Source organism: Shinella sp. Sh6 (assembly GCF_055392685.1).
The window spans coordinates 243,630-263,914 of the sequence record NZ_AP044007.1; the positions used below are offsets into that span (position 1 = coordinate 243,630).

21 protein-coding genes are annotated in these 20,285 nt (G+C 66.8%); 10 read left to right on the forward strand and 11 right to left on the reverse strand.

All coding sequences use genetic code 11. The features are described 5' to 3' along the window. Nucleotides 1-93 precede the first annotated feature (93 nt). Genes ACZ5TO_RS23330 through ACZ5TO_RS23340 form a run of 3 tightly spaced genes read left to right on the forward strand, consistent with a single transcriptional unit; the run spans nt 94 to nt 3,366 of the window. A complete protein-coding gene (locus tag ACZ5TO_RS23330) occupies nt 94-1,290 on the forward strand; it encodes a sialidase family protein (RefSeq protein ID WP_464801051.1) in 1,197 nt (398 codons plus the stop codon). Further along, a complete protein-coding gene (gene pdxA, locus ACZ5TO_RS23335) occupies nt 1,287-2,243 on the forward strand; it encodes a 4-hydroxythreonine-4-phosphate dehydrogenase PdxA (RefSeq protein WP_464801052.1) in 957 nt (318 codons plus the stop codon). The genes ACZ5TO_RS23330 and pdxA overlap by 4 nt, the downstream gene beginning before the upstream one ends. Before the next feature lie 4 nt (nt 2,244-2,247). After that, nucleotides 2,248-3,366, forward strand: a complete 1,119-nt coding sequence (locus tag ACZ5TO_RS23340; RefSeq protein ID WP_464801053.1) for an iron-containing alcohol dehydrogenase — start codon at nt 2,248-2,250, stop codon at nt 3,364-3,366. Nucleotides 3,367-3,501: 135 nt separating this feature from the next. Here the strand turns inward: ACZ5TO_RS23340 and ACZ5TO_RS23345 are convergent, their stop codons facing one another. Continuing rightward, on the reverse strand, nt 3,502-4,203 hold the full coding sequence (locus ACZ5TO_RS23345) for a FadR/GntR family transcriptional regulator (protein ID WP_184142546.1): 702 nt from the start codon (nt 4,201-4,203) through the stop codon (nt 3,502-3,504). Nucleotides 4,204-4,206: 3 nt separating this feature from the next. Next, a complete protein-coding gene (locus ACZ5TO_RS23350) occupies nt 4,207-5,235 on the reverse strand; it encodes a four-carbon acid sugar kinase family protein (RefSeq protein WP_464801054.1) in 1,029 nt (342 codons plus the stop codon). 155 nt (nt 5,236-5,390) lie between these two features. Here ACZ5TO_RS23350 and ACZ5TO_RS23355 point away from each other — a divergent pair, with 155 nt between their 5' ends. Beyond that, nucleotides 5,391-7,358: a protein-L-isoaspartate(D-aspartate) O-methyltransferase gene (locus ACZ5TO_RS23355; RefSeq protein ID WP_464801055.1), complete on the forward strand. Its 1,968-nt coding sequence runs from the start codon at nt 5,391-5,393 to the stop codon at nt 7,356-7,358. A 5-nt stretch (nt 7,359-7,363) separates the two neighbouring features. Here ACZ5TO_RS23355 and ACZ5TO_RS23360 read toward each other — a convergent pair whose 3' ends face one another. Together ACZ5TO_RS23360 and ACZ5TO_RS23365 are read right to left on the reverse strand one after the other, a co-directional pair. After that, entirely contained in the window at nt 7,364-7,540 is a 177-nt protein-coding gene (locus ACZ5TO_RS23360; protein ID WP_464801056.1) for a hypothetical protein, read from the reverse strand. Nucleotides 7,541-7,549: 9 nt separating this feature from the next. Then, nucleotides 7,550-8,107 carry a BON domain-containing protein gene (locus ACZ5TO_RS23365; protein ID WP_464801057.1) on the reverse strand — a complete coding sequence of 186 codons (558 nt, stop codon included), beginning with the start codon at nt 8,105-8,107 and terminating at the stop codon, nt 7,550-7,552. Between the two features lie 70 nt (nt 8,108-8,177). Between ACZ5TO_RS23365 and ACZ5TO_RS23370 the strand changes: the two genes are divergently transcribed. Continuing rightward, nucleotides 8,178-8,447 carry a DUF2188 domain-containing protein gene (locus ACZ5TO_RS23370; RefSeq protein ID WP_464801058.1) on the forward strand — a complete coding sequence of 90 codons (270 nt, stop codon included), beginning with the start codon at nt 8,178-8,180 and terminating at the stop codon, nt 8,445-8,447. A gap of 3 nt (nt 8,448-8,450) precedes the next feature. Here the strand turns inward: ACZ5TO_RS23370 and ACZ5TO_RS23375 are convergent, their stop codons facing one another. Together ACZ5TO_RS23375 and ACZ5TO_RS23380 are read right to left on the reverse strand one after the other, a co-directional pair. Further along, on the reverse strand, nt 8,451-9,089 hold the full coding sequence (locus ACZ5TO_RS23375; protein WP_464801059.1) for a UdgX family uracil-DNA binding protein: 639 nt from the start codon (nt 9,087-9,089) through the stop codon (nt 8,451-8,453). A 69-nt stretch (nt 9,090-9,158) separates the two neighbouring features. Beyond that, nucleotides 9,159-9,659, reverse strand: coding sequence for a YciE/YciF ferroxidase family protein (locus ACZ5TO_RS23380; RefSeq protein WP_184142559.1), 501 nt, complete (start codon nt 9,657-9,659; stop codon nt 9,159-9,161). Nucleotides 9,660-9,869: 210 nt separating this feature from the next. Between ACZ5TO_RS23380 and ACZ5TO_RS23385 the strand changes: the two genes are divergently transcribed. Continuing rightward, nucleotides 9,870-11,651 carry an ABC transporter ATP-binding protein gene (locus tag ACZ5TO_RS23385; protein WP_464801299.1) on the forward strand — a complete coding sequence of 594 codons (1,782 nt, stop codon included), beginning with the start codon at nt 9,870-9,872 and terminating at the stop codon, nt 11,649-11,651. Nucleotides 11,652-11,657: 6 nt separating this feature from the next. On the opposite strand, the gene ACZ5TO_RS23390 is transcribed toward ACZ5TO_RS23385, so the two are convergent. Beyond that, nucleotides 11,658-12,971: a GGDEF domain-containing protein gene (locus ACZ5TO_RS23390; RefSeq protein ID WP_464801060.1), complete on the reverse strand. Its 1,314-nt coding sequence runs from the start codon at nt 12,969-12,971 to the stop codon at nt 11,658-11,660. Nucleotides 12,972-13,043: 72 nt separating this feature from the next. Then, nucleotides 13,044-13,798 (reverse strand): IS5 family transposase gene (locus ACZ5TO_RS23395; RefSeq protein ID WP_464800933.1). Its coding sequence is split into 2 segments (ribosomal slippage): nt 13,044-13,465 and nt 13,465-13,798, totalling 756 coding nucleotides; the frame shifts between segments, so codons are not numbered across the junction. Between the two features lie 360 nt (nt 13,799-14,158). Between ACZ5TO_RS23395 and proV the strand changes: the two genes are divergently transcribed. The 4 genes from proV (at nt 14,159) to ACZ5TO_RS23415 (ending at nt 17,571) form a co-directional block, all read left to right on the forward strand. Beyond that, nucleotides 14,159-15,391, forward strand: coding sequence for a glycine betaine/L-proline ABC transporter ATP-binding protein ProV (gene proV, locus ACZ5TO_RS23400; protein WP_464801061.1), 1,233 nt, complete (start codon nt 14,159-14,161; stop codon nt 15,389-15,391). A 24-nt stretch (nt 15,392-15,415) separates the two neighbouring features. Then, entirely contained in the window at nt 15,416-16,300 is an 885-nt protein-coding gene (locus ACZ5TO_RS23405) for an ABC transporter permease (protein ID WP_464801062.1), read from the forward strand. Between the two features lie 50 nt (nt 16,301-16,350). Continuing rightward, a complete protein-coding gene (locus ACZ5TO_RS23410; RefSeq protein WP_184142571.1) occupies nt 16,351-17,226 on the forward strand; it encodes a glycine betaine ABC transporter substrate-binding protein in 876 nt (291 codons plus the stop codon). A gap of 69 nt (nt 17,227-17,295) precedes the next feature. Further along, nucleotides 17,296-17,571 (forward strand): helix-turn-helix domain-containing protein, encoded by a 276-nt coding sequence (locus ACZ5TO_RS23415; RefSeq protein WP_184142574.1) that lies wholly within the window; start codon nt 17,296-17,298, stop codon nt 17,569-17,571. 60 nt (nt 17,572-17,631) lie between these two features. Here ACZ5TO_RS23415 and ACZ5TO_RS23420 read toward each other — a convergent pair whose 3' ends face one another. Genes ACZ5TO_RS23420 through ACZ5TO_RS23430 form a run of 3 tightly spaced genes read right to left on the reverse strand, consistent with a single transcriptional unit; the run spans nt 17,632 to nt 20,276 of the window. Then, nucleotides 17,632-18,402: an ABC transporter ATP-binding protein gene (locus tag ACZ5TO_RS23420; protein WP_184142577.1), complete on the reverse strand. Its 771-nt coding sequence runs from the start codon at nt 18,400-18,402 to the stop codon at nt 17,632-17,634. A gap of 10 nt (nt 18,403-18,412) precedes the next feature. Beyond that, nucleotides 18,413-19,387, reverse strand: coding sequence for an ABC transporter substrate-binding protein (locus ACZ5TO_RS23425; protein ID WP_184142580.1), 975 nt, complete (start codon nt 19,385-19,387; stop codon nt 18,413-18,415). Nucleotides 19,388-19,424: 37 nt separating this feature from the next. Next, nucleotides 19,425-20,276, reverse strand: coding sequence for an ABC transporter permease (locus ACZ5TO_RS23430; RefSeq protein ID WP_184142583.1), 852 nt, complete (start codon nt 20,274-20,276; stop codon nt 19,425-19,427). Nucleotides 20,277-20,285 lie beyond the last annotated feature (9 nt).

Here is a 20,285-nt window from a genome sequence, read left to right on the forward strand (position 1 = left end):
AACAGCAAAAATTTGAAGGCGAGTAACATACTTAAACTTGACAACTTTGGAAATTTGGCGATTTTCGACACCATGCAGGAGGAGGAGCGCGAAATGGACCCGCAAGAAATAGCCCGCAACATGAACGGCCTGCTCCAGGCCGTTTCGCCCGAGCGCGCGGAGGCCCTGCTGCCCTCGCCCATGGTCCAGAACCATGCGGCGTTCCTGCACATGCTCTCCGACGGAGCGCTCGTCTGCGCCTGGTTCGGGGGCACGCTGGAAGGCAAGTCGGACATCTCCATCTTCGCCTCCGTCCTGCCGCAGGGCGCGACGCAATGGGGGCCGCCGCAGCGGCTGAGCTTCGATGCGGATCATTCCGAGCAGAACCCGGTGCTCTTCACCGCCCCGGACGGACGGCTCTGGCTCTTCCACACCTCGCAGCCTTCCGGCAACCAGGACGAATGCCGCATCCGCATGGCCGAAATCCGGCGCGACGCATCCGATCCGCTGGTGCTGACCGCATCGGAAGGCCGCTACCTCGACCTGCCGCGCGGCTGCTTCGTGCGCGCGCCGCTGGTGGTGCGCGACGACGGGGCGTGGCTGCTGCCGATCTTCCGCTGCGTCCAGCGTCCCGGCCAGAAATGGAACGGCAGCCACGACACGGCCGCCGTCGGCGTTTCGCCGGATCAGGGTGCGACCTGGCGGCTGGAGGATCTCGGCCAGTCCATCGGCTGCGTGCACATGTCGCCCGTCTCGCTGGGCGAAGGGCGCCTTGCCGCCTTCTTCCGCCGCCGGCAGGCCGACCATGTCTACCGCACCGAAAGCCTTGACGGCGGATACTCCTGGTCCGCGCCTGCGGCCAGCGACGTGCCGAACAACAATTCCTCCATCGCCGCCGTCCGCCTTTCGGACGGGCGGGTCGCGATGATCTGCAATCCCGTCAGCGCCGCCCAGTCGGCCGACAGGCGCGCCTCGCTCTATGACGAGCTCGGCGAAAACGACAACCGGCCCGATGCGGACCCGGCCGGCGGCTGCGTGCCCGTCTGGGGCGTGCCGCGCGCGCCGGTCGCCCTTTGCCTTTCGGAAGACGGCGGCAAGACATTCCCCGTGCGCCTTCTCATCGAGGACGGCCCGGGCACCTGCCTTTCCAACGACTCGACCGACGGCCGCAACAAGGAAATGTCCTATCCCTGGCTGCTGGAAGGACCGGACGGCACGATGCACCTTGCCTACACCTACCACCGGCGCGCCATCAAATATGTCCGCCTTGCCCCCGGTTGGGCGAGCGCCGACGCACGGAGACTTTCATGAGCAACATCATTGGCATAACCATGGGCGACCCGTGCGGTGTCGGCCCGGAGATTTCCGTCCGCGCGCTGGCCGGCATGTCCCCCGGGGAGCGGGCGACGATCCGCATCTACGGCAATCTCGCGACGCTCGAGGCCGCCCGCGCGGCGCTCGGCATCGATCTCGACCTTGCCCCTTACGTCGTGGACCTTCCCGTCGAGGGGGCGCCGCTGCCCTGGGGAGAGCTCAGCCCCGTGGCGGGCGACGCCGCCTTCCGCTTCATCGAGAAGGCGGTGCGCGATGCCGAGGCCGGCGTGATCGGCTGCATCGTCACCGCACCCATCAACAAGGAGGCGCTGAACCTTGCCGGCCACCACTACGACGGCCATACCGGCATGCTGCGCAGCCTGACCGACGCCAAGGCGGCCTATATGCTGCTCGCCTCGGACCGGCTCAAGGTCATCCACGTCTCCACCCATGTCTCGCTGCAGGAAGCGATCCGCCGCTCGACGACGGAGCGGGTGCTCGCGACCATCCGCGCGGGCAACGCCCACCTCAAGCGCATCGGCTATGCCGCCCCGAAGATCGCGGTCGCCGGCATCAACCCCCATTGCGGCGAGAACGGCCTTTTCGGCACGGAGGACGACGACCAGATCGCGCCGGCCGTCGCCGCCGCGCGCGCCGAGGGCATCGACGTGCAGGGCCCGATCTCGGCCGACACCGTGTTCTACCGCGCCTATTCCGGCGCCTTCGACCTGGTGGTGGCGCAGTATCACGACCAGGGCCACATCCCGATCAAGCTCGTCGCCTTCGACACGGCCGTCAACGTCTCGGTGGACCTGCCGATCGACCGCACCTCCGTCGACCACGGCACGGCGTTCGACATCGCCGGCAAGGGCATCGCCAATCACGGCAACATGAATTCCGCCATCGCCTATGCCCGCAAGCTCGTGGCCGGCGACGCCAAGCGAGGATGACACCATGACCATCGCTCCCATCACCCTTCACCAGCCCCGCCGCCTTGCCGTCGGGGCCGGCACGGTCGCGGACGTCGGCGCCTGGGCGGGTGATGCCGCCTCCATCCTCGTTATCGCGACGCCGGTCACCGCCGGCTTTGCGGATCGCCTGAACCTTTCCGGCCGCGTCACCGTCTTCGACGCGATCCCCGGCGAACCGGATATCGTAACCCTCGACGCCGCGCTCGACGCCGCGCGGCGGGCGAGGCCCGACCTCGTCGTCGGCCTCGGCGGCGGCTCGGTGCTCGATGTCGCCAAGCTCGTCGCCGTGCTGTGGGACAGCGAACAGACGCTCGCCGACGTCGCCGGCCCGAACCGCGTCGCCGGCCGCCGCACGCGGCTTGCGCAGGTCGCCACCACCGCCGGCACCGGCTCGGAAGCCGGCATCCGCTCGCTGATCACCGATCCGGCCAAGGGCAACAAGATCGCGGTCGAAAGCCCGCACATGATCGCCGACTTCGCCGTGCTCGATCCGGAACTCACCTATTCCGTGCCGCCGGCCGTCACCGCCGCCACCGGCGTCGACGCCATGGCGCATTGCGTCGAAGCCTTCACCAACCGCCGCGCCCATCCGATGATCGACGGTTTCGCCCGCATGGGCTTCCGCCTCGTCGGCAAATATCTCGCCCGTGCCGTGAGGGACGGGGCGGACACGGAGGCGCGCGAGGGGCTGATGCTCGCCTCCTACTACGGCGGCATCTGCCTCGGCCCGGTGAACACCGCCGCCGGCCACGCCATCGCCTACCCGCTCGGCACGCGCCTTCGCCTGCCGCACGGCCTTGCCAATGCGGTCATCTTCCCGCACGTCCTTGCCTTCAACCGGCAGGTGGCGGCGGACAAGACGGCGGAAGTGGCCGAAGCGCTCGGCCTCGGCGAGAACCTTTCCACGGAAGCGCTGCTCGAAACCGCCTGCGGCTTCTGCCGCGACCTCGGCATCGAGATGTCGCTGGCCGCGCACGGCGCGACGGCGGACGACCTGCCGCTCTATGCCGGCGAAGCCCACGCCAACCGCCGCCTGATGGACAACAACCCCATCGACATGAGCGTGGAAGACGTCCTCGCCATCTACAAGGCGGCCTTCTGAAAGGACCGCCGATCCTCCCAAGGGAAAAGCCGCCGGATCGCTCCGGCGGCTTCTTTCGTTTGGCGGACAGCCGAAGCCTCCCCCACCGTCGTCAAGCCCGAGCATGACGGAAGAGAGAGGGAAAGTGAGCGAAGCCTACTTGCTCGTCTGGAACAGGCGCTCGCGCGAGCCGCTGAGGTGGTCGTGCATGAGCTGGCGGGCCTTGGCGCCGTCCCGGCGCGTAATAGCGTCGGCGATCGCCTCGTGCTCGGCGAAGACCCGGCTGAGGCCGGTCGTCTCGCGCTTCACCGAGGCGCCGTGGAAGCGCATGCCGACGGCGATATGGTCCTTGAGGGCTTCCATGGCCGTGAAGAAATAGCTGTTCTGCGCCGCGCGGGCGATGGCGAGGTGGAACTGGAAGTCCGCATCCTCGCGGTGGGACTGCCGGTTGGTGGCGTCGCGCATCAGCTCGAGCGCCTGGCGGATGGCGCTCATCGTATCGGCGTCGTGGCGCTCCGCGGCCGCAGCGGCCGCGGCCGGCTCGACGGTCAGGCGGAACTCGTAGCAGTTGAGGAGATCGGCGACGTTTTCGAGCTGCCCGAAGCCGAGCGGCTCGCGCATGCCGACGGCGCGCACGAAGCTGCCGGCGCCCCGGCGCGAATAGATGAACCCCTGCTCGCGCAGCCGCCGCAGCGCCTCGCGCACGACCGGGCGCGAGACCTCGAACTCGATCGCCAGGTCATGCTCGGTCGGCAGCCGCTCGTCCGCCTGGTAGGCGCCCGACTTGATGGCGCGGTGCATGCGCTCGAAGACGATATCGCCGAGGCTCTTGCGTGCTGTTCCGTTCTCCAGTCCCATCTGTCATCCCGTCCTGCGGAGGATTTCCTCCGCGATCTCCTTCAGCGTCTCCGGCCCGCCGAATCCGCCCGATTTCGCGATGATGCAATGTCCCTCGGCGTGCGCCAAGCCCAGGCCGGGCAGGCATTCCCCCATCAGGCGAAACCGCGTGATCCCCATTTTCGAAAGCACGGCCTCCGCCGTCGCCCCACCGGAAAGAAGCAATGTCGATGCGCCCTCCGTCAAGGCCGGGCAGACACTTTCGGCAAGCGCTAGCGAAACCGCCTGCCCCGTCGCGGCCGCCGCGCCCGGTACGGCCTGCACCAGCGTGATCGCGCTCGCGTCACGCACGGCGCCGGAAAGGCGGCCGTTCGGCGCCGGCAGGTAGCGCGGATCGACGGCCGCGCGCAGCGCCTCGATCTGGGCAAGGGTGATCGGATCGCGCGAACCGATGACGAAGAGCCCCCTGCCCGCGGGGATTTCCGCGGCCCGCGGCACGGTGCCGCCGGCCATCCGCCCGGCCAGCGCCTCGGCAAGGCCGCGCGCACCGATGAGGAGGTCGATGCCGTCCTCCATCGCAAGGTCGAGCGCCGCTGCCATGTCTTGCGCGGTCACCGTGTCGGGGATGCGGGCCCGCGCGGCATGCCGGCCGAGCCTTTCCGCGACGGAGATCGGCGTTTCCACGCCGAAGCCCTGCACATGGCCGTTCCTGACCACGCGGCCGAAGGCCGGGATCGCCGGCGCCACCAGCGCCGAGCGGAACGGCACGGCGTCGAGCTCTTCGGCGATATGGCCCTTGAGGCGGGAATCCACCTTCTTGAAGAGGCGTGTTCCGGGCGGCAGGGCGGCAAGCGCGGCGGCCGCCACGTCACGCGCCGCTGCAGCATCGATCTCGCGCGAGGCAAGCGTCACCGAGAGAACGGCCGGGTTTTCCCGCACCGCCGCCGCAATGGCCCCGACATCCAGGGCCACCTCGACATGGAGCCCCCGGCTCGCGAAAGGCGCGGCGGTATCCAGCGCTCCCGTCAGGTCATCGGCAACTATGGCAAGCATGCAGAACCCGTTATTTGTTGTTATCTTTATAACGCGCTTCAATATTGAAATGTCAATGCAATTCTACTGGAATTAACAAATCTTACCCGTGCCGGAAACCCGGCCGGAACAATGCCTCCCACAGCCGGTTTGATCGATGAGACAGGGAGGGTTTCATGCCGGATTATGAACATGCCCGCCACCGGATGGTCGAGCGGCATCTTGCCCGGCGCGGGATCGCCGATCCGCGCGTCCTGAAGGCGATGGAGGTCGTGCCGCGCGAGCGCTTCGTGGAGGAAGGCTTCGAGGAATTCGCCTATGAGGATTCGCCCCTGCCCATCGCCGAGGGCCAGACCATCTCCCAGTCTTATATTGTCGCCCGCATGGCGGAGGCCGCCGAGATCGAGCCGATGGACACCGTGCTGGAGGTCGGCGCCGGCTCGGGCTATGCGGCCGCGATCCTCAGCCATCTCGCACGGCACGTCTTCGCCATCGAGCGCCATGCGGCCCTTGCCGGGGCGGCGGCCGAACGGCTCGACCGCCTCGGGCGGCGCAATGTCGAGATCCGCGCCGGCGACGGCACGAAGGGCTGGCCGGAAAAGGCGCCGTTCGACGCTATCCTCGTTTCCGCCGGCGGCCTGGCCGCGCCGATGGCCCTCAAGGAGCAACTGGAAATCGGCGGCCGCCTCATCATCCCGGTCGGCCGGAAGGACCGGCCGCAGCGCCTGCTCCGCATCACCCGGCTCGCCGCCGGCCGCTACGAGGAGGAGGACCTGGGCGCCGTCGTCTTCGTCCCGCTGATCGGCGAAGGTGGATGGAGCGATGCGCCCGGCAGCCCCGCCGCGCACAGGCCACTGCCGGACCTGATCGCGGAGGCGGGCGAAGCCCTGCCCCCGCTGGACGACCCCGCCTTTGCCGCCTCTTTCGACCGTTTCGCGGACCGCCGCGTCGTCCTCCTCGGCGAGGCGAGCCACGGCACGTCGGAATTCTACCGCGCCCGCGCCGCCATCACGCAGCGCCTCATCGAGCGGCACGGCTTCACAATCGTCGCGGTGGAGGCCGACTGGCCGGATGCCGCCACCGTCGACCGCTTCGTGCATGGCGGAACGATGGAAGGGCGGGAGCCGCCCTTTCGGCGCTTTCCAGCCTGGATGTGGCGGAATGCGGAGGTCGACGCCTTCCTCGGCTGGCTGCGCGCCCACAATGCCCGGCAGGCGGAGGGCAGGCAGGCAGGCTTTTACGGGCTGGACATGTACAACATGCGCGGCTCGATCGCCGCCGTACTCGCCTATCTCGACGCGGCCGATCCCGAGGCTGCCGCCGTGGCACGCGAACGCTACGGCTGCCTGACGCCCTGGCAGAACGCGCCGGATACCTACGGCCGCGCCGTGCTTACCGGGGGCTATGGCACCTGCGAGGACGCGGCGGTCGCGCAATGCCGCGATCTCCTGCGCCGCGCCCTCGAAGAAACGAGGAACGAAGGCGGCAGCGGCCTCTTCGACGCCGCGCAGAATGCCCGCCTGATCGCCTCGGCGGAAAAATACTATCGCATCATGTATTATGGCGGCGCGAAGGCCTGGAACCTGCGCGACCGGCACATGTTCGGCACGCTGCAGCACCTGCTGAAACGGGCGGGGCCGGATGCCGGGGCCGTCGTCTGGGCACACAATTCCCATATCGGCGATGCGCGCCATACCGAGATGGGCGCGGTCCACGACGAGCTCAATATCGGCCAGCTCTGCCGGGAGGCCTACGGCGACAAGGCCGCGCTGATCGGCTTCGGCACCCACGAAGGCACGGTCGCGGCGGCGACGGACTGGGATGGCGAGATGGAGGTGAAGACCGTCCGCCCTGCGCTCGACGACAGCGTCGAACGCTGCTTCCACCTTGCAGGCCGGCCGCGGCTGCTTTTCGACTTCGCCCGCGGTTCCGCGGCCTCCGAGGCGCTTTCCGCCGACCGGCTGGAGCGCTTCATCGGCGTCATCTACCGCCCCGAGAGCGAACGGCTGAGCCACTATGCATCCGCTGCCCTCTCGCGGCAGTTCGACGCCTATGTCTGGTTCGACCGCACGACGGCGATCACCCCGCTTGCCGCCGGCACACGGCCGGGGCAGGTGCCGGACACGTTCCCGTTCGGGCTTTGAGCCCGTTACCGCACATGCCGGGCAGGATCGTCGTTCTCGTCCGGATTGGGGTTCGGGTCCTCGTCGGGCAGGCGGTCGGGCTCCGGCTCCTTGATCGGCGGAACCGGCTTGTCGATGGGCGGCAGGTCCGGCACCGGGTTCGGGCCGGGCTGCGGATTGGGATCGTTCGGAATGATGGCCATGGTGATCTCCTACTCGTCTGCGTCGCGCGGCAGGTGGCTATCGACGCCGCGGGCAAGCAGCCCTTCCGCCTTGAGGCCGCGCAGGCCCTTCACCCCGCGCAGAAGCGCGATGAGATGGCGACGGTCCTCCTCGCCGTCGACCGAGCCGTCCAGTTCGACGACGCCGTCGCGTATGGTGATCTCCAGCAGGGCGAGATCGACGCGGGGATCGTTCTCGAGCGCCTGCGTGATGCGCTCCTCCAGGTCGTCGTCCGCGATGACGTCCTCGCTGCCGTCGGAAAAGGGCAGCGGCGCGCCGTCGACGTCGCGCAGCTCGGGGTCCGCGGTCACCTCGACGCCCTTGTTGTCGCGCACGTCGAAATTGGCGCCGGGCGCGCCATAGGAGGCGTTCTTACCCGCCTTGCGGTCGCCGTCGCTGTCCGAATAGGGCCAGCCGTCGCGGGTGTCGCGCTCCTCGTAGTCGCGGAAATCCTCCTCGCGGGAGCCTTGCTTGCGGTCGTTCATCGCCTTCTCCACTTCGTCGCTCGTGCCTTTGGCTGTGTGGATCGAACCGATCAGGGCGGCCATTGTTCCACCGCCCGGAACCATTCGCCGCGCGGCCAGTTGCCCCTCCAGCGAAACGGACAAGGAGCATCCCATGCCGATCACCTATCATGTCGTGCCGCACGAGGACGGATGGGCCTATCGGCTGAACGACGTCTTTTCCGAAACCTTCCCGAACCATGCCGACGCGCTCGCCGCCGCCCGCATCGCCGCCGAGCGCCACGAGCAGACCGACGAGGACCGCTTCATTTCCTATCAGGCGGAGGACGGAAAATGGCACAACGAGGTGGCCGCGGGACGCGACCGGCCGGAAACGGAGATCAGCGATTGCGCGGAGACGGCAGGCGACGATCCCGCCGCATGATCCTCAGCCTTCGAGGTAGGGCTTGATCTTCCGCAGCTCCGCCACGAAACGCCCCCTTTCCTGCTCGGCATCGGGGCGGCCGCGCGTGCGCAGGAGCGCGGAGGGATGGACGGTGATCAGCGTCGGTATGCCGCTTTCCGCCTCGACGATGCGGCCTCGGTCGGCGGTGACGGCATGGCGCTTTCCGAGAAGGGCGAAGGTCGCCGTCGCGCCGAGGGCGACGAGGAGTGCCGGCTTCAGCCGCGCGATCTCCCCGCCCAGCCACCAGGCGCATTGCCGGACCTCGCCGGTGTTCGGCCGTTCGTGGATGCGCCGCTTGCCGAACCGCTTGAACTTGAAATGCTTGACCGCATTGGTGAGGTAGCAGTCCGCCCGGTCGATGCCGGCCTCTTCGAGGCAGCCGTCGAGGAACCGGCCCGCCGGCCCCACGAAGGGATGGCCGAGCTGGTCCTCCCGGTCGCCCGGCTGCTCGCCGACCAGTACGACCCTTGCGCGCGTCGCCCCTTCCCCGAAGACGACCTGCGTCGCCTCGCGGTAGAGGTCGCAGCGGCGGCACTCCGCCGCCGCCGCATGCATGGTTTCGAGATCGTCCTGCGCATGCTCCTGAAAGGCCGGCGCGGGGGCGTTCACCTTCTTCAGCATCGTCTTGGGTCCCGGGTCGCGATGGCCTTGGGCGGAAGGCGGCCGGGATGGCCGCCGTTCCGTGCGGCGTCAGGCCGCCTTCTTCGCCTTCGGATTGGCGGCCGTCTCGGCGAGCTTCGTCAGCTTCTTGTCGGTTGCCGCCTCCTCGTCGAGATTGGCCTGAAGAAGCGGAACCGCCTTGTCGAGGCCGATCTGGCGGGCCCAGGCGATCAGCGTGCCGTAGCGGGCGATCTCGTAATGCTCCACGGCCTGCGCGGAGGAGATGAGGCCGGCATCGAGCGCCGCCGTGCCCTTGAACTCGTCCATGATCTCCTCGGCTTCGGCGATGATGCCCTGGATGGCTTCGCAGGTCTTGCCCCGGGCATTCTTGCCAAGGAGCTCGAAGACCTCTTCGAGGCGCTCGATCTGGCCCTGCGTTTCGTCGCGATGGTGGAGGAAGCCCTGCTTGCCCTCTTCCGACTGCGCTGCCCGCGCCATCTTCGGCAGGGCCTTCAGGATCTGTTTTTCGGCGAAATAGATGTCCTTGAGCGTATCGAGGAACAGGTCGTCCAGTGTCTTCTCGGTTGCCATTGATATCTCCATGGGTTGAGGGAACGGATACCAATCGCAAGACCGGCCGAATGTTCCGTGACGCGGAGACTTTCCCGCCGCGGCACGCGGCAAACCGGCCTGCCGCACTCATAAAATCGTGGCCGGGGCAAAAAACCTGCGGCGCGGCCGGCAAAGACAGGGTAATCGAGCGTCATGACTCAAGGACCGATACCGAAAGCCCGCATGCCGATGCGTGACCTCCTGAAGCGCTTTGCCTTCTACTACCGCCCGCATCGCGCCCTCTTCGCGCTGGATTTCTCCTCCGCCGTCGCCGCCGGCCTGCTGGAGCTCGCCTTCCCCGTCGCCGTCACGCTCTTCATCGACCGGCTGCTTCCGACCGGCCGGCTCGACCTCATCGCGCTCGCCGCCGTCGGCCTCTTCCTCATCTACCTCCTCAATGCGGGCCTCCAGGTCATCGTCACCTATTGGGGCCACATGCTCGGCATCCGCATCGAGGCCGAGATGCGCCGCAAGGCCTTCGACCACCTGCAGAAGCTCTCCTTCGGTTTCTTCGACAACCAGAAGACCGGCCATCTCGTCGCAAGGCTGACGAAGGACCTCGAAGAGATCGGCGAGGTCGCCCATCACGGGCCGGAGGACCTCTTCATCGCCATCATGACACTGGTCGGCGCCTTCTTCCTCATGCTCTGGGTGCATGGGCCGCTGGCGCTGATCACCGCCGTCATCGTGCCGCTGACGGCCTTCGTCACCACCCATTACGGCGCGCGCATGACCTCCACCTGGCACGCCATCTACGGCCGCGTCGCCGATTTCAACGCCCGCATCGAGGAGAATGTCGGCGGCATCCGCGTCGTGCAGGCCTTCGCCAACGAGGACCACGAGCGCCGGCTCTTCGCCGAGAGCAACCGCAACTATCTCACGACCAAGCTCGAGGCCTACAAGGTGATGGCCGCGTCCGCCTCGCTCTCCTATCTCTCCATGCGCTTCGTGCAGGTGGTGGTGATGCTGGCGGGTGCGTGGTTCGTCACGCGCGGCGAGCTCTCCGCTGGGGGCTTCGTCGGCTTCCTCCTCCTCGTCAACGTGTTCTTCCGGCCGATCGACAAGATCAACTCGATCATCGAGACCTATCCGAAGGGCATTGCCGGCTTCACGCGCTATACGCAGTTCCTCGATACCGAGCCGGATATCATGGACCGGGCGGGGGCGAAGGACGTCGCGCGGCTTGCGGGCGATATTGAATACCGCGGCGTCGGTTTCGGCTATGGCGGCGGAAGGGCGGTCTTTGCCGGGCTCGACCTTGCGGTGAAGGCGGGCGAGACGGTCGCCTTCGTCGGCCCGTCGGGCGCCGGCAAGACGACGATCTGTTCGCTGCTGCCGCGCTTCTACGAGGTGGCTTGCGGCGCGATCACCATCGACGGCATCGACATCCGCGACATGACGCTGAAATCGCTGCGCTCCAATATCGGCATCGTGCAGCAGGACGTCTTCCTCTTCGCCGGCACGGTCCGCGAGAACATCGCCTACGGCCGGCTCGGGGCGGGCGAGGCGGAGGTCCGGGACGCGGCCCGCAGGGCGCGGCTCGACGACGTGATCGCCAGCCTGCCGGACGGTCTCGACACGGTCATTGGCGAGCGCGGCGTGAAGCTCTCCGGCGGGCAGAAGCAGCGCCTCGCCATCGCCCGCATCTTCCTGAAGAACCCGCCGATCCTCATCCTCGACGAGGCGACGTCGGCGCTCGACACCGAGACGGAACGGGCGATCCAGCAATCGCTCGCCGAGCTTTCCGAGGGCCGCACGACGCTCGTCATCGCCCATCGCCTCGCCACCATCGCGAATGCCGACCGCATCCTCGTCGTCGACGAGGGCCGCATCGTCGAAAGCGGCACCCATGCCGAACTCATCGCCCGCAAGGACGGACGGTACAGGAACCTTCAGGCGGCGCAGACGGAGAGCGGAAAAACGCCGCCCGAGGCAAGGGTGGCCTGCCCGGCGGACGGCGAGCCCTCCTGAGACGCCTTACCCGCGATCGAAGATGACACGGTTGCGGCCGGCCGCCTTGGCGGAATAAAGGGCGTGGTCGGCGCGCGAGATGCCCGAACTGACGCTCTCGCCGGGCGCGCAGATCGCGGCCCCCATGCTGGTCGAGACCGGCAGGCACGTCTTGGCGACGAGAAAGGGCTGCGCGCAGACCGCAAGCCGGATCTCCTCGGCGACCGCAAGAACGTCCGCCATGCCCTCCGGCCGGGCGAGGACGATGGCGAACTCCTCGCCGCCCATGCGCCCGAAGCAATCTTCCGGCTGGAGCACGGCGTTGCAACGCCGTGTGAACTCGACGAGGACCAGGTCCCCGACGCCGTGGCCGTGCTTGTCGTTGATGGTCTTGAAGTGGTCGATGTCCAGCATGAGGAAGGCGACCGGCCGGCCCTTCCCGTGGCGGCGGTCGGCCTCCTCGAAGAAGCGGCGCCGGTTCATCGCCCCCGTCAGCGGATCGGTGTCCGCCAGCACCTTCAGCTCCCGGGCATAGGCCCGTTCGCGCGTGACGTCGATGTAGAGGTTGACGTTGAAATTGCCGATCGTGCGGTGGCGGAACTGGATCGTCCGCTGCTCGCCGCGCGCCGTCGCCACGTCGAGGTCGAACGGCGTCATCTCGCGGTTCTCGGCGCGCGCGGCGGCAATCGACGTGTACCATTGCGAGCGGGCGAAGGCGCGGTAGTCGGGATCCGGATAGGCAAGCCGCCACCAGTCGTCGATATTGGCGATATCGTCCTGCGAATAGCCGAACATGTCCTTGAAGGTCGAATTCGCGAACTGGATCTGGTCGTCGGCGCTGGCGATCTCGAAGCCGAAGGGCAGCCAGTTGAGCAGGGAAAGGACGTTCTCCTGCCAGCCCGCCAGCGTGACGGAGCCTTGCGGCGGGGCATCCATGAAGGTCAGCAGCCGCAGGGTCTCGCCCTCGACGACGATCTTGGTCGCCTGCACCATGAGGACGCGCTCCTGCCCCTGCACGACGGCGCGGATGAGGAAGGGCTCTCCCGGCACGCCGACGGGCGCGACGCTCCAGATCTGGCCCAGCATGAGCGCCGCCTCGGGGCCGACGAGGCCCTCGACCGGATGATCGCGGAAGGCTTCGAGGCCGATGCCGAAGAGGATCGCCGCGTTGCGGTTCGCATAGCGTACCGTCAGCACGGTCTTCTCCACCAGCACCATCGGAGCGCCGATGCAGTTCATCCAGAAATCGAGTTCCTGCCAGGAACGGCCCGAAGCCGGCTCCCCGCATGCCGCATCGTTCGATGCATCGCCAATCGAAGCTGCGATTTCAGGCTTCTTCATGCGTTCGACACTCACAACGGACCGGCGCGACGCTTCACGCCTCGCGCGAGACTAGGCTCAGGACTCTTTAAATCAAAGCCAGAAGATGACTGTTGCGGCGATACATATGCTTGAGAAGAAGGTATGCGCGCATCGGTCGTATCGGGTTGCGATACGGCGCCAGTCCTTGAGCTTGGCGAAGAGGTTCTCCACCTTGTGGCGCTGGCGATAGAGCACCTTGTCGTAGGAGTATGGTATCTTGCGGCTTCGGCTGGAGGGAATGCAAGGTTCGATACCTCTTGCTTGTAGGGCGTCTCGGAACGGCGTGCTGTCATAGCCCCGGTCGGCAATGAGCGTCTTGGCTGGCGGCAAGGCATCCAGCACAAGGCGCGCGCCCCTATGGTCACTCATCTGCCCCTCGCTGAGCAGCATGATGATCGGGCGGCCTTCACCGTCGCAGACAGTGTGTAGTTTTGAGTTCAGTCCGCCTTTGGTTCGCCCGATACGGCGGGGAACATCCCCTTTTTGAGCAGGCTTGCGGCTGTCCGGTGCGCTTTGAGGTGTGTGGCGTCGATCATGATGCGTTCGGGCTTCGGGCCGTCACCGGACAACGCCACAAAGATGCGGTCGAATACACCCAGGCGGCTCCAACGGATGAAGCGGTTATAGAGCGTCTTGTGTGGCCCATAGTCCTTTGGCGCGTCTTTCCATTGCAGGCCGTGCTTGATGACGTAGACGATCCCGCTGATCACACGGCGATCGTCGACGCGCGGAACGCCATGTGCCAAAGGAAAATACGGCGAGATCCGAGCCATCTGGTCTTCACTCAGTAGAAACAAATCACTCATCACGGTCTCCTCTCGGATACCGTGAATCACACATCAAACCAAATTAATAGGTCCTGAACCTAGGGTGTCGGCGTAAGGATTTGGTTTACTCGATAAAGCGTGAACGGCGGCAGCGGCTTGCTCCTTCGGAAACTCCGCGAAAGCATTCCATTTTCCGTGCAACAGGAAAACGGTAAATAGAATTTTTTTCCGTAAGTGTGGACATTACGGCATCGCCATGCCATAAGGTGTCCAAATTGCGACGCGCTATCTTTTTTGCGAAACCCTTTCGCATGCGCGTCTTTCATCCCGCTGATTGCTTCATCGGCTCAAGGCAGACAAAGGAGAGCGCCCCGCTTGCGGAGCCGGGCCCAGGACAATATGGCATTTTCAACTGAGAGCGGCCTTCCGGCAGACGACCGGCCGGTCAAGATCAGTATCAGGAACGTTTTCAAGGTTTTCGGCGAGCGCCCGGAAAAGGCCCTCGCCCTTCTCGAAGCCGGCAGGACCAAGGCGGAGATCCACGCCGCGACGGGCTGCACCATCGGCGTCAACGACGCCAGCTTCGATATCCGCGCCGGCGAGATCTTCGTCATCATGGGGCTTTCGGGTTCCGGAAAATCCACCATGCTGCGCCTCGTCAACCGGCTGATCGAGCCCACCTCCGGGGCGATCGAGATCGACGGGCGGGACGTCGCGCGCATGCCGCGCAGCGAACTGATCGCGCTGCGCCGCCGCGACATCAGCATGGTCTTCCAGTCCTTCGCGCTGTTGCCCAACCGCACCGTCATCGACAATGCCGCCTTCGGGCTGGAGGTCGCCGGCGTCGGCGAGGCCGAGCGCAGGGAGCGCGCCCGCGCCGCACTTCGCGCCGTCGGGCTCGACGGCTACGACGATAGCCGCACGGACCAGCTTTCCGGCGGCATGAAGCAGCGCGTCGGCCTTGCCCGGGCGCTTGCCGGCGAGCCTTCGATCCTGCTGATGGACGAGGCCTTTTCCGCGCTCGACCCGCTCATCCGCACGGAGATGCAGGACGAGCTTGTCCGCCTTCAGGCCGAGCACAGCCGCACCATCGTCTTTGTCAGCCACGACCTCGACGAGGCCATGCGCATCGGCGACCGCATCTGCATCATGCAGAACGGCGAGGTGGTGCAGGTGGGCACGCCCGACGAGATCGTGCTGAAGCCGGCCAACGACTACGTGCGGTCGTTCTTCCGCAATGTCGACGTCTCGCAGGTCTTCCGTGCCGGCGACGTCGCCCGCAAGACGCAGGTGACGATCATCGAGCGGCAGGGCGTTTCCGCCGCCGCGGCACTGGAGCGCATGGAGCACTACGACCGCGAGGTCGCCATCATCCTCGGCCGCGACAAGACCTATCACGGCATGGTCAGCCGGTCCTCGCTGATCGCGACCGCCCGCGACGGGGCGAGCGATCCCTACCGCCGCGCCTTCCTGCCGGACATCGAGCCGATCCCCGCGGCCGAGAGCCTTTCCAACGTGCTCGGCAGGGTCGCCGCCAGCGCCTTTCCCGTGCCGGTCGTCGACGAGGCGAACCGCTATCTCGGCTCCATCAGCAAATCCGCGCTTCTCGAAACGCTCGACCGCACCGCCTGACCGCGCCCCTTCGGAGACAATCCCATGACTTTCGATATCGGTGACGGCGTCGACAGCGCCGTCAACTACATCCTCGACAATTTCGCCCCGCTGCTCGATTTCATCGCCGCCGCCATCGGCGCGGTGACGAACAGCATCCAGGCGCTGCTGCTGGCCGCGCCCATGCCGCTCGGCCTTGCCGTCTTCGTGCTGCTGTCGCTCTGGCGCGTCGGCTTCGGCTTTGCCGTCTTCACCGCCCTCTCGCTCTGGCTGGTCGAGCATATGGGCCTGTGGTCCGCCATGATGGAGACGCTGTCGCTGGTCATCGCCTCGACGCTCGTTGCCATGCTGATCGGCCTGCCGCTCGGCATCGCCATGGCGCGCAGCAACCGGGTCGCCGCCGTCGTGCGGCCCGTGCTCGACCTCATGCAGACCATGCCGGCCTTCGTCTACCTCATCCCGGCGGCGATGTTCTTCGGCCTCGGCGCCGTGCCCGGCACCATCGCGACGGTCATCTTCTCGATGCCGCCGGTCGTGCGTCTCACCAACCTCGGCATCCGCCAGGTGCATGTGGAATTCATCGAGGCCGGCAACGCCTTCGGCTGCACGGCCTCGCAACTGCTCTTCAAGGTGCAGCTTCCCAATGCGCTGCCCTCCATCATGGCCGGCATCAACCAGACGATCATGCTGTCGCTCTCCATGGTGGTCATCGCCTCGATGATCGGCGCGGGCGGCATCGGCAACACGGTGCTGACCGGCATCCAGCGCCTCGACGTCGGCACCGGCTTCGAGGGCGGCATCGCCGTCGTCATCCTCGCGGTGATCCTCGACCGGATCACCCAGAGCCTCGGGAAGGAGCGCGCCAGCTTCTGGCGCGGCCTTTTCCGCCGACAGGCAGACCAGCAGGTGGCCTCCACCGCTGCGGCCTGAAAAGGGCGGCCCCGCGCCGCCACATGCGAACCTTCCAAAAAGGAGCAAAGATGTTAAAGACACTCGTTACAATGAGCCTTGCAGCCGGTCTCTTCGCCGGCACGTTCGGCACGGCATTCGCAGAAGACAAGGCGCCGGTGAAGATCGGCTGGGCTGCCTGGTCCGACGCCGAATTCGTGACCAAGCTCGCCGCGAAGCTCATCGAGGACGAGCTCGGCCGGAAGGTCGACCTGGTCCAGACCGACGTCGCGCCGCTCTACCAGGGCGTCGCCCGCGGCGACCTCGACGCCATGATGATGGCCTGGCTGCCGCAAACCCATGCCGACTACTTCGCCAAGGTGAAGGACAAGGTGACGACGCTCGGCACCGTCTATGACGGGGCGAAGCTCGGCTGGGTCGTGCCGAAATACATTCCCGAGGATGCCATCTCCTCCATCGAGGACCTGAAGAAGGACGAGGTGAAGGAGAAGCTGAAGGGCCGCGTCGAGGGCATCGACCCGGGCGCCGGCCTCACGCGCCTTTCGGAAGAGGCCGTCAAGGACTACGGGCTCGACGGCTACAAGCTGCAGATATCCAGCGAGGCCGGCATGCTGACGACGGTCGACCGGGCGATCCGCAAGAAGGACTGGTTCGTCGCCACCTCCTGGAGCCCGCACTGGATGTTCGGCAAGTACGAGCTTCGCTACATCGACGACCCGAAGGGCGCGCTCGGCGAAGCCGAGCATGTCGACGTCCTCGCCCGCAAGGATTTCGAGAAGGACGATCCGGAAGTCGCCGGCTTCCTGTCACGCATGAAGCTGCCGATCGGCGATCTCGAAGCGGCGATGTTCGACGCCCAGGAGACCTCTTACGAGAAGGCCGTCGACAAATACATCGCGGCCCATCCGGACGAGGTCAAGGCCTGGCTCGGCAAGGAAGACGGCTGATCCCGCGCCTCGATGCAAAAAACGCCCCGCGGACGATCCGCGGGGCGCCCCCAGACAAGGAGTACCGACATGCCTTATGACGCAACCCTTGCACCGCACGCTGCGGCCGACACCGCCCACGACACGATCGGCGGCCGGATCTCGCTTGCGCGCGATGCCGTCGGCCTCACGGTCGAGCAGATTTCCGCCGTTGCCGGCGTGACCGTGGAGACATGGACCAACTGGGAAAACGACCGGGCCGAACCGCGCGCCAACCGCCTCGACATGCTGGCGCGCATCCTGCAGGTCAGCATAAGCTGGCTTCTCGACGGCCAGGGAACGGGCCCCGCCGACACGGCGGCCTGAAATTTGTAAACGGCCCCGCATGCCTTCGCATGCGGGGTCGTTCGCTTGCGCGTCGGCCCGTCAGTGCAGGCCGAAGAGGTTCAGCAGGTCCTCGCGATAGCGCACGAATTCCGGCGCGCTGCGGTCGCGCGGGCGGGGAAGATCGATCTCGATCAGCCGCGGCGCGGCATTCTTCTCCCGCGGCAGGATGAGGATGCGGTCGGCAAGGTAGACCGCCTCTTCGAGATCGTGGGTGACGAGGATGGTCGTCACGTCCTCGTCGCGCCAGATGCGGGTCAGTTCCTGCTGCATGCCGATCTTCGTCATGGCGTCGAGGGCGCCGAGCGGCTCGTCGAGCAGGAGGATTTCCGGCTGCACCGCCAGCGCCCGGGCAATGCCGACGCGCTGCGCCATGCCGCCGGAAAGCTGCCGCGGATAGGCGTTCTCGAAGGCCTGCAGGCCGACGAGCTGGACATAGCGGCGCGCCCGGCTCTTCGCCTCCGCCCGGCTGACGCCGCGCGTATCGAGGCCGAAGGCGACATTCTCGATGACCGTCAGCCAGGGCAGCAGGCGCGGCTCCTGGAAGATGACGGCGCGCTCGGCGCCGACGCCCGAAACCGCCTTGCCGTCGATCAGCACCTCGCCGCCGTCGGCATTCTCAAGCCCGGCGAGGATGCGCAGCAGCGTGGTCTTTCCCGAGCCGCTGGCACCGACGATGGCAAGGCTCTCGCCCGAGCGGATCTGCAGGTTGAGGTCGGCAAGGACGGGCAGCGGCCGGCCGTTCAGGGTGTAGTTCTTCGAGAGGTGACGGATCGTCACCTCTCCACGGATCGTCTCGGCGGAAAGGCTCATGACCGGTGCCTCAGTTCGTTGCCGTTTCGGGAGAATAAAGAATGTCCTTGGCGACGAGCTGGCCTTCCTTCAGCTTGCCCTCGCGCACCAGCACGTCGATCCAGAACTGCACGTCCCGCTCGACCGGCAGGCCGCCGGCGCGAACGCCGTAGCCCTGGAAATACTGGGCGATATCCGGGTTCTCGCCGCGCGCCTCCAGGGCCTTCGCGAGGATCTTGCGGGTTTCCTCCGGGTGTTCGCGGGCGTAGTCGAGCGCGCGGGCCGACTGCTCCACGAAGACCTTGGTCGCCTCGGGATGCGCCTTCACGAAATCGCGCCGCAGGACGACGAAGCCGCCGGCGATCTCGCCGAGCACGTCCGTATCGTCAAAGACGGCGCGCAGGCCGCCGTTCTTGCGCGCCGCGCCCTCGAAGGTCGATTGCCAGTAGCCGAAGGCCGAGATGTCGACCTGGCCGGAGCGCAGGACCTGCTCGAGCTGCGGGCCGGGCACGACGACCTGGTTGGCCGCGTCGGTCGGCAGGCCGACAGAATGCAGCGCCTCGCGGATCGTGTGGTCGAGATGCGCGCCGAGCGTATTCACGGCGATGCTCTTGCCGGCGATGTCCTTGATCTCGTGGATGGGGCTGTCCTCCAGCACATAGAAGATGGACTGCACCTCCTTGTTGATGCCGTTCGAGGGATAGGCGGCGATGAAATCGTTGCCGACGGCGATCGAATTGAGGACGGCGGCGGTCGCCGCGCTGCCGATCTCGACGTCGCCGGAGGCGAGCGCGATCAGCGAGGCCGGGCCGCCGCCGGCATAGCCGACGTTTTCCAGCGTGATGCCGGTGCCCTTGAAGTAGCCGAGTTCGTCGGCAAGCTCGTGGGCGGCAAGGCCGCCCTGGCTTGCAAGATAGCGCAGCTTCACCTCTTCCGCCGAGGCGGCGTTCGCAAGACCGAGGAGGAGCGCGGCGGAAAGAAGCAGTTTACGGGAATGGAGGGTCATGTCGGTTTCCTTAGGGAAAAGAGAAGAAGGGGAAAGATCAGACGGCCGGCTGCGCCCAGCGGCACAGCTTGCGCTGGAGAAGGACGAGCGCGGCATTGGCGGCAAGGCCGAGGAGCGCCAGCAGCAGGATCGCCGCGAACATCAGCGGGATCTGGAAATTGTACTGCGCGTTCATCACCTGGAAGCCGATGCCCTTGTTGGCGCCGATCATCTCGGCGGCGATGAGGAGCAGCAGCGCCGTGGTGGCCGAAAGGCGCAGACCCACGAAGATGGCCGGAACCGAGGCCGGCAGCACGACCCGGCGGAAGATGGCGAGGCGGCCTGCCCCATAGGTCCGCGCCATTTCGATCAGCTTCGTGTCGACCTCCTTCACCCCGCCGATGGTCGACAGCAGGATCGGGAAGAGGGTCGCCCAGAAGATGACGAAGACCTTCGAGGTCTCGCCGAGCCCGAGCAGCAGGATGAAGACCGGATAGAGCGCCAGCGCCGAGGTCTGCCGGAAGAACTGGAACAGCGGGTCGAGCGCCTGTTCGACAGCACGCGCCTGCCCCATGACGAGGCCCAGCGGAATGCCGACGGCGACGGCCGCGGCAAAGGCGATGCCGGCCCGCTGGAGGCTGATCGCGATGTCGTCGACCAGCGCCCCGCTGGAAATGCTGCCCCACAGGACCGAGACGATGACGTCGAGCGGCGGGAAGACGGCCGGGTTGACCCAGCCGCGCGTGGCGGAAATCTGCCAGAGCGCAAGGAAGCCGACCACCAGCCCGTAGCGGGCGAGGAAGGGCGAGAGGCCCGCCTTGAGCCTTGCGGCGAGCACCAGGACCGGGCGCGGCCGGGCCGTCAGGCGGAAATCGGCGCCGAGGGTGGAGTTGACGTTCTCGTAGGACATGGCTTTCTC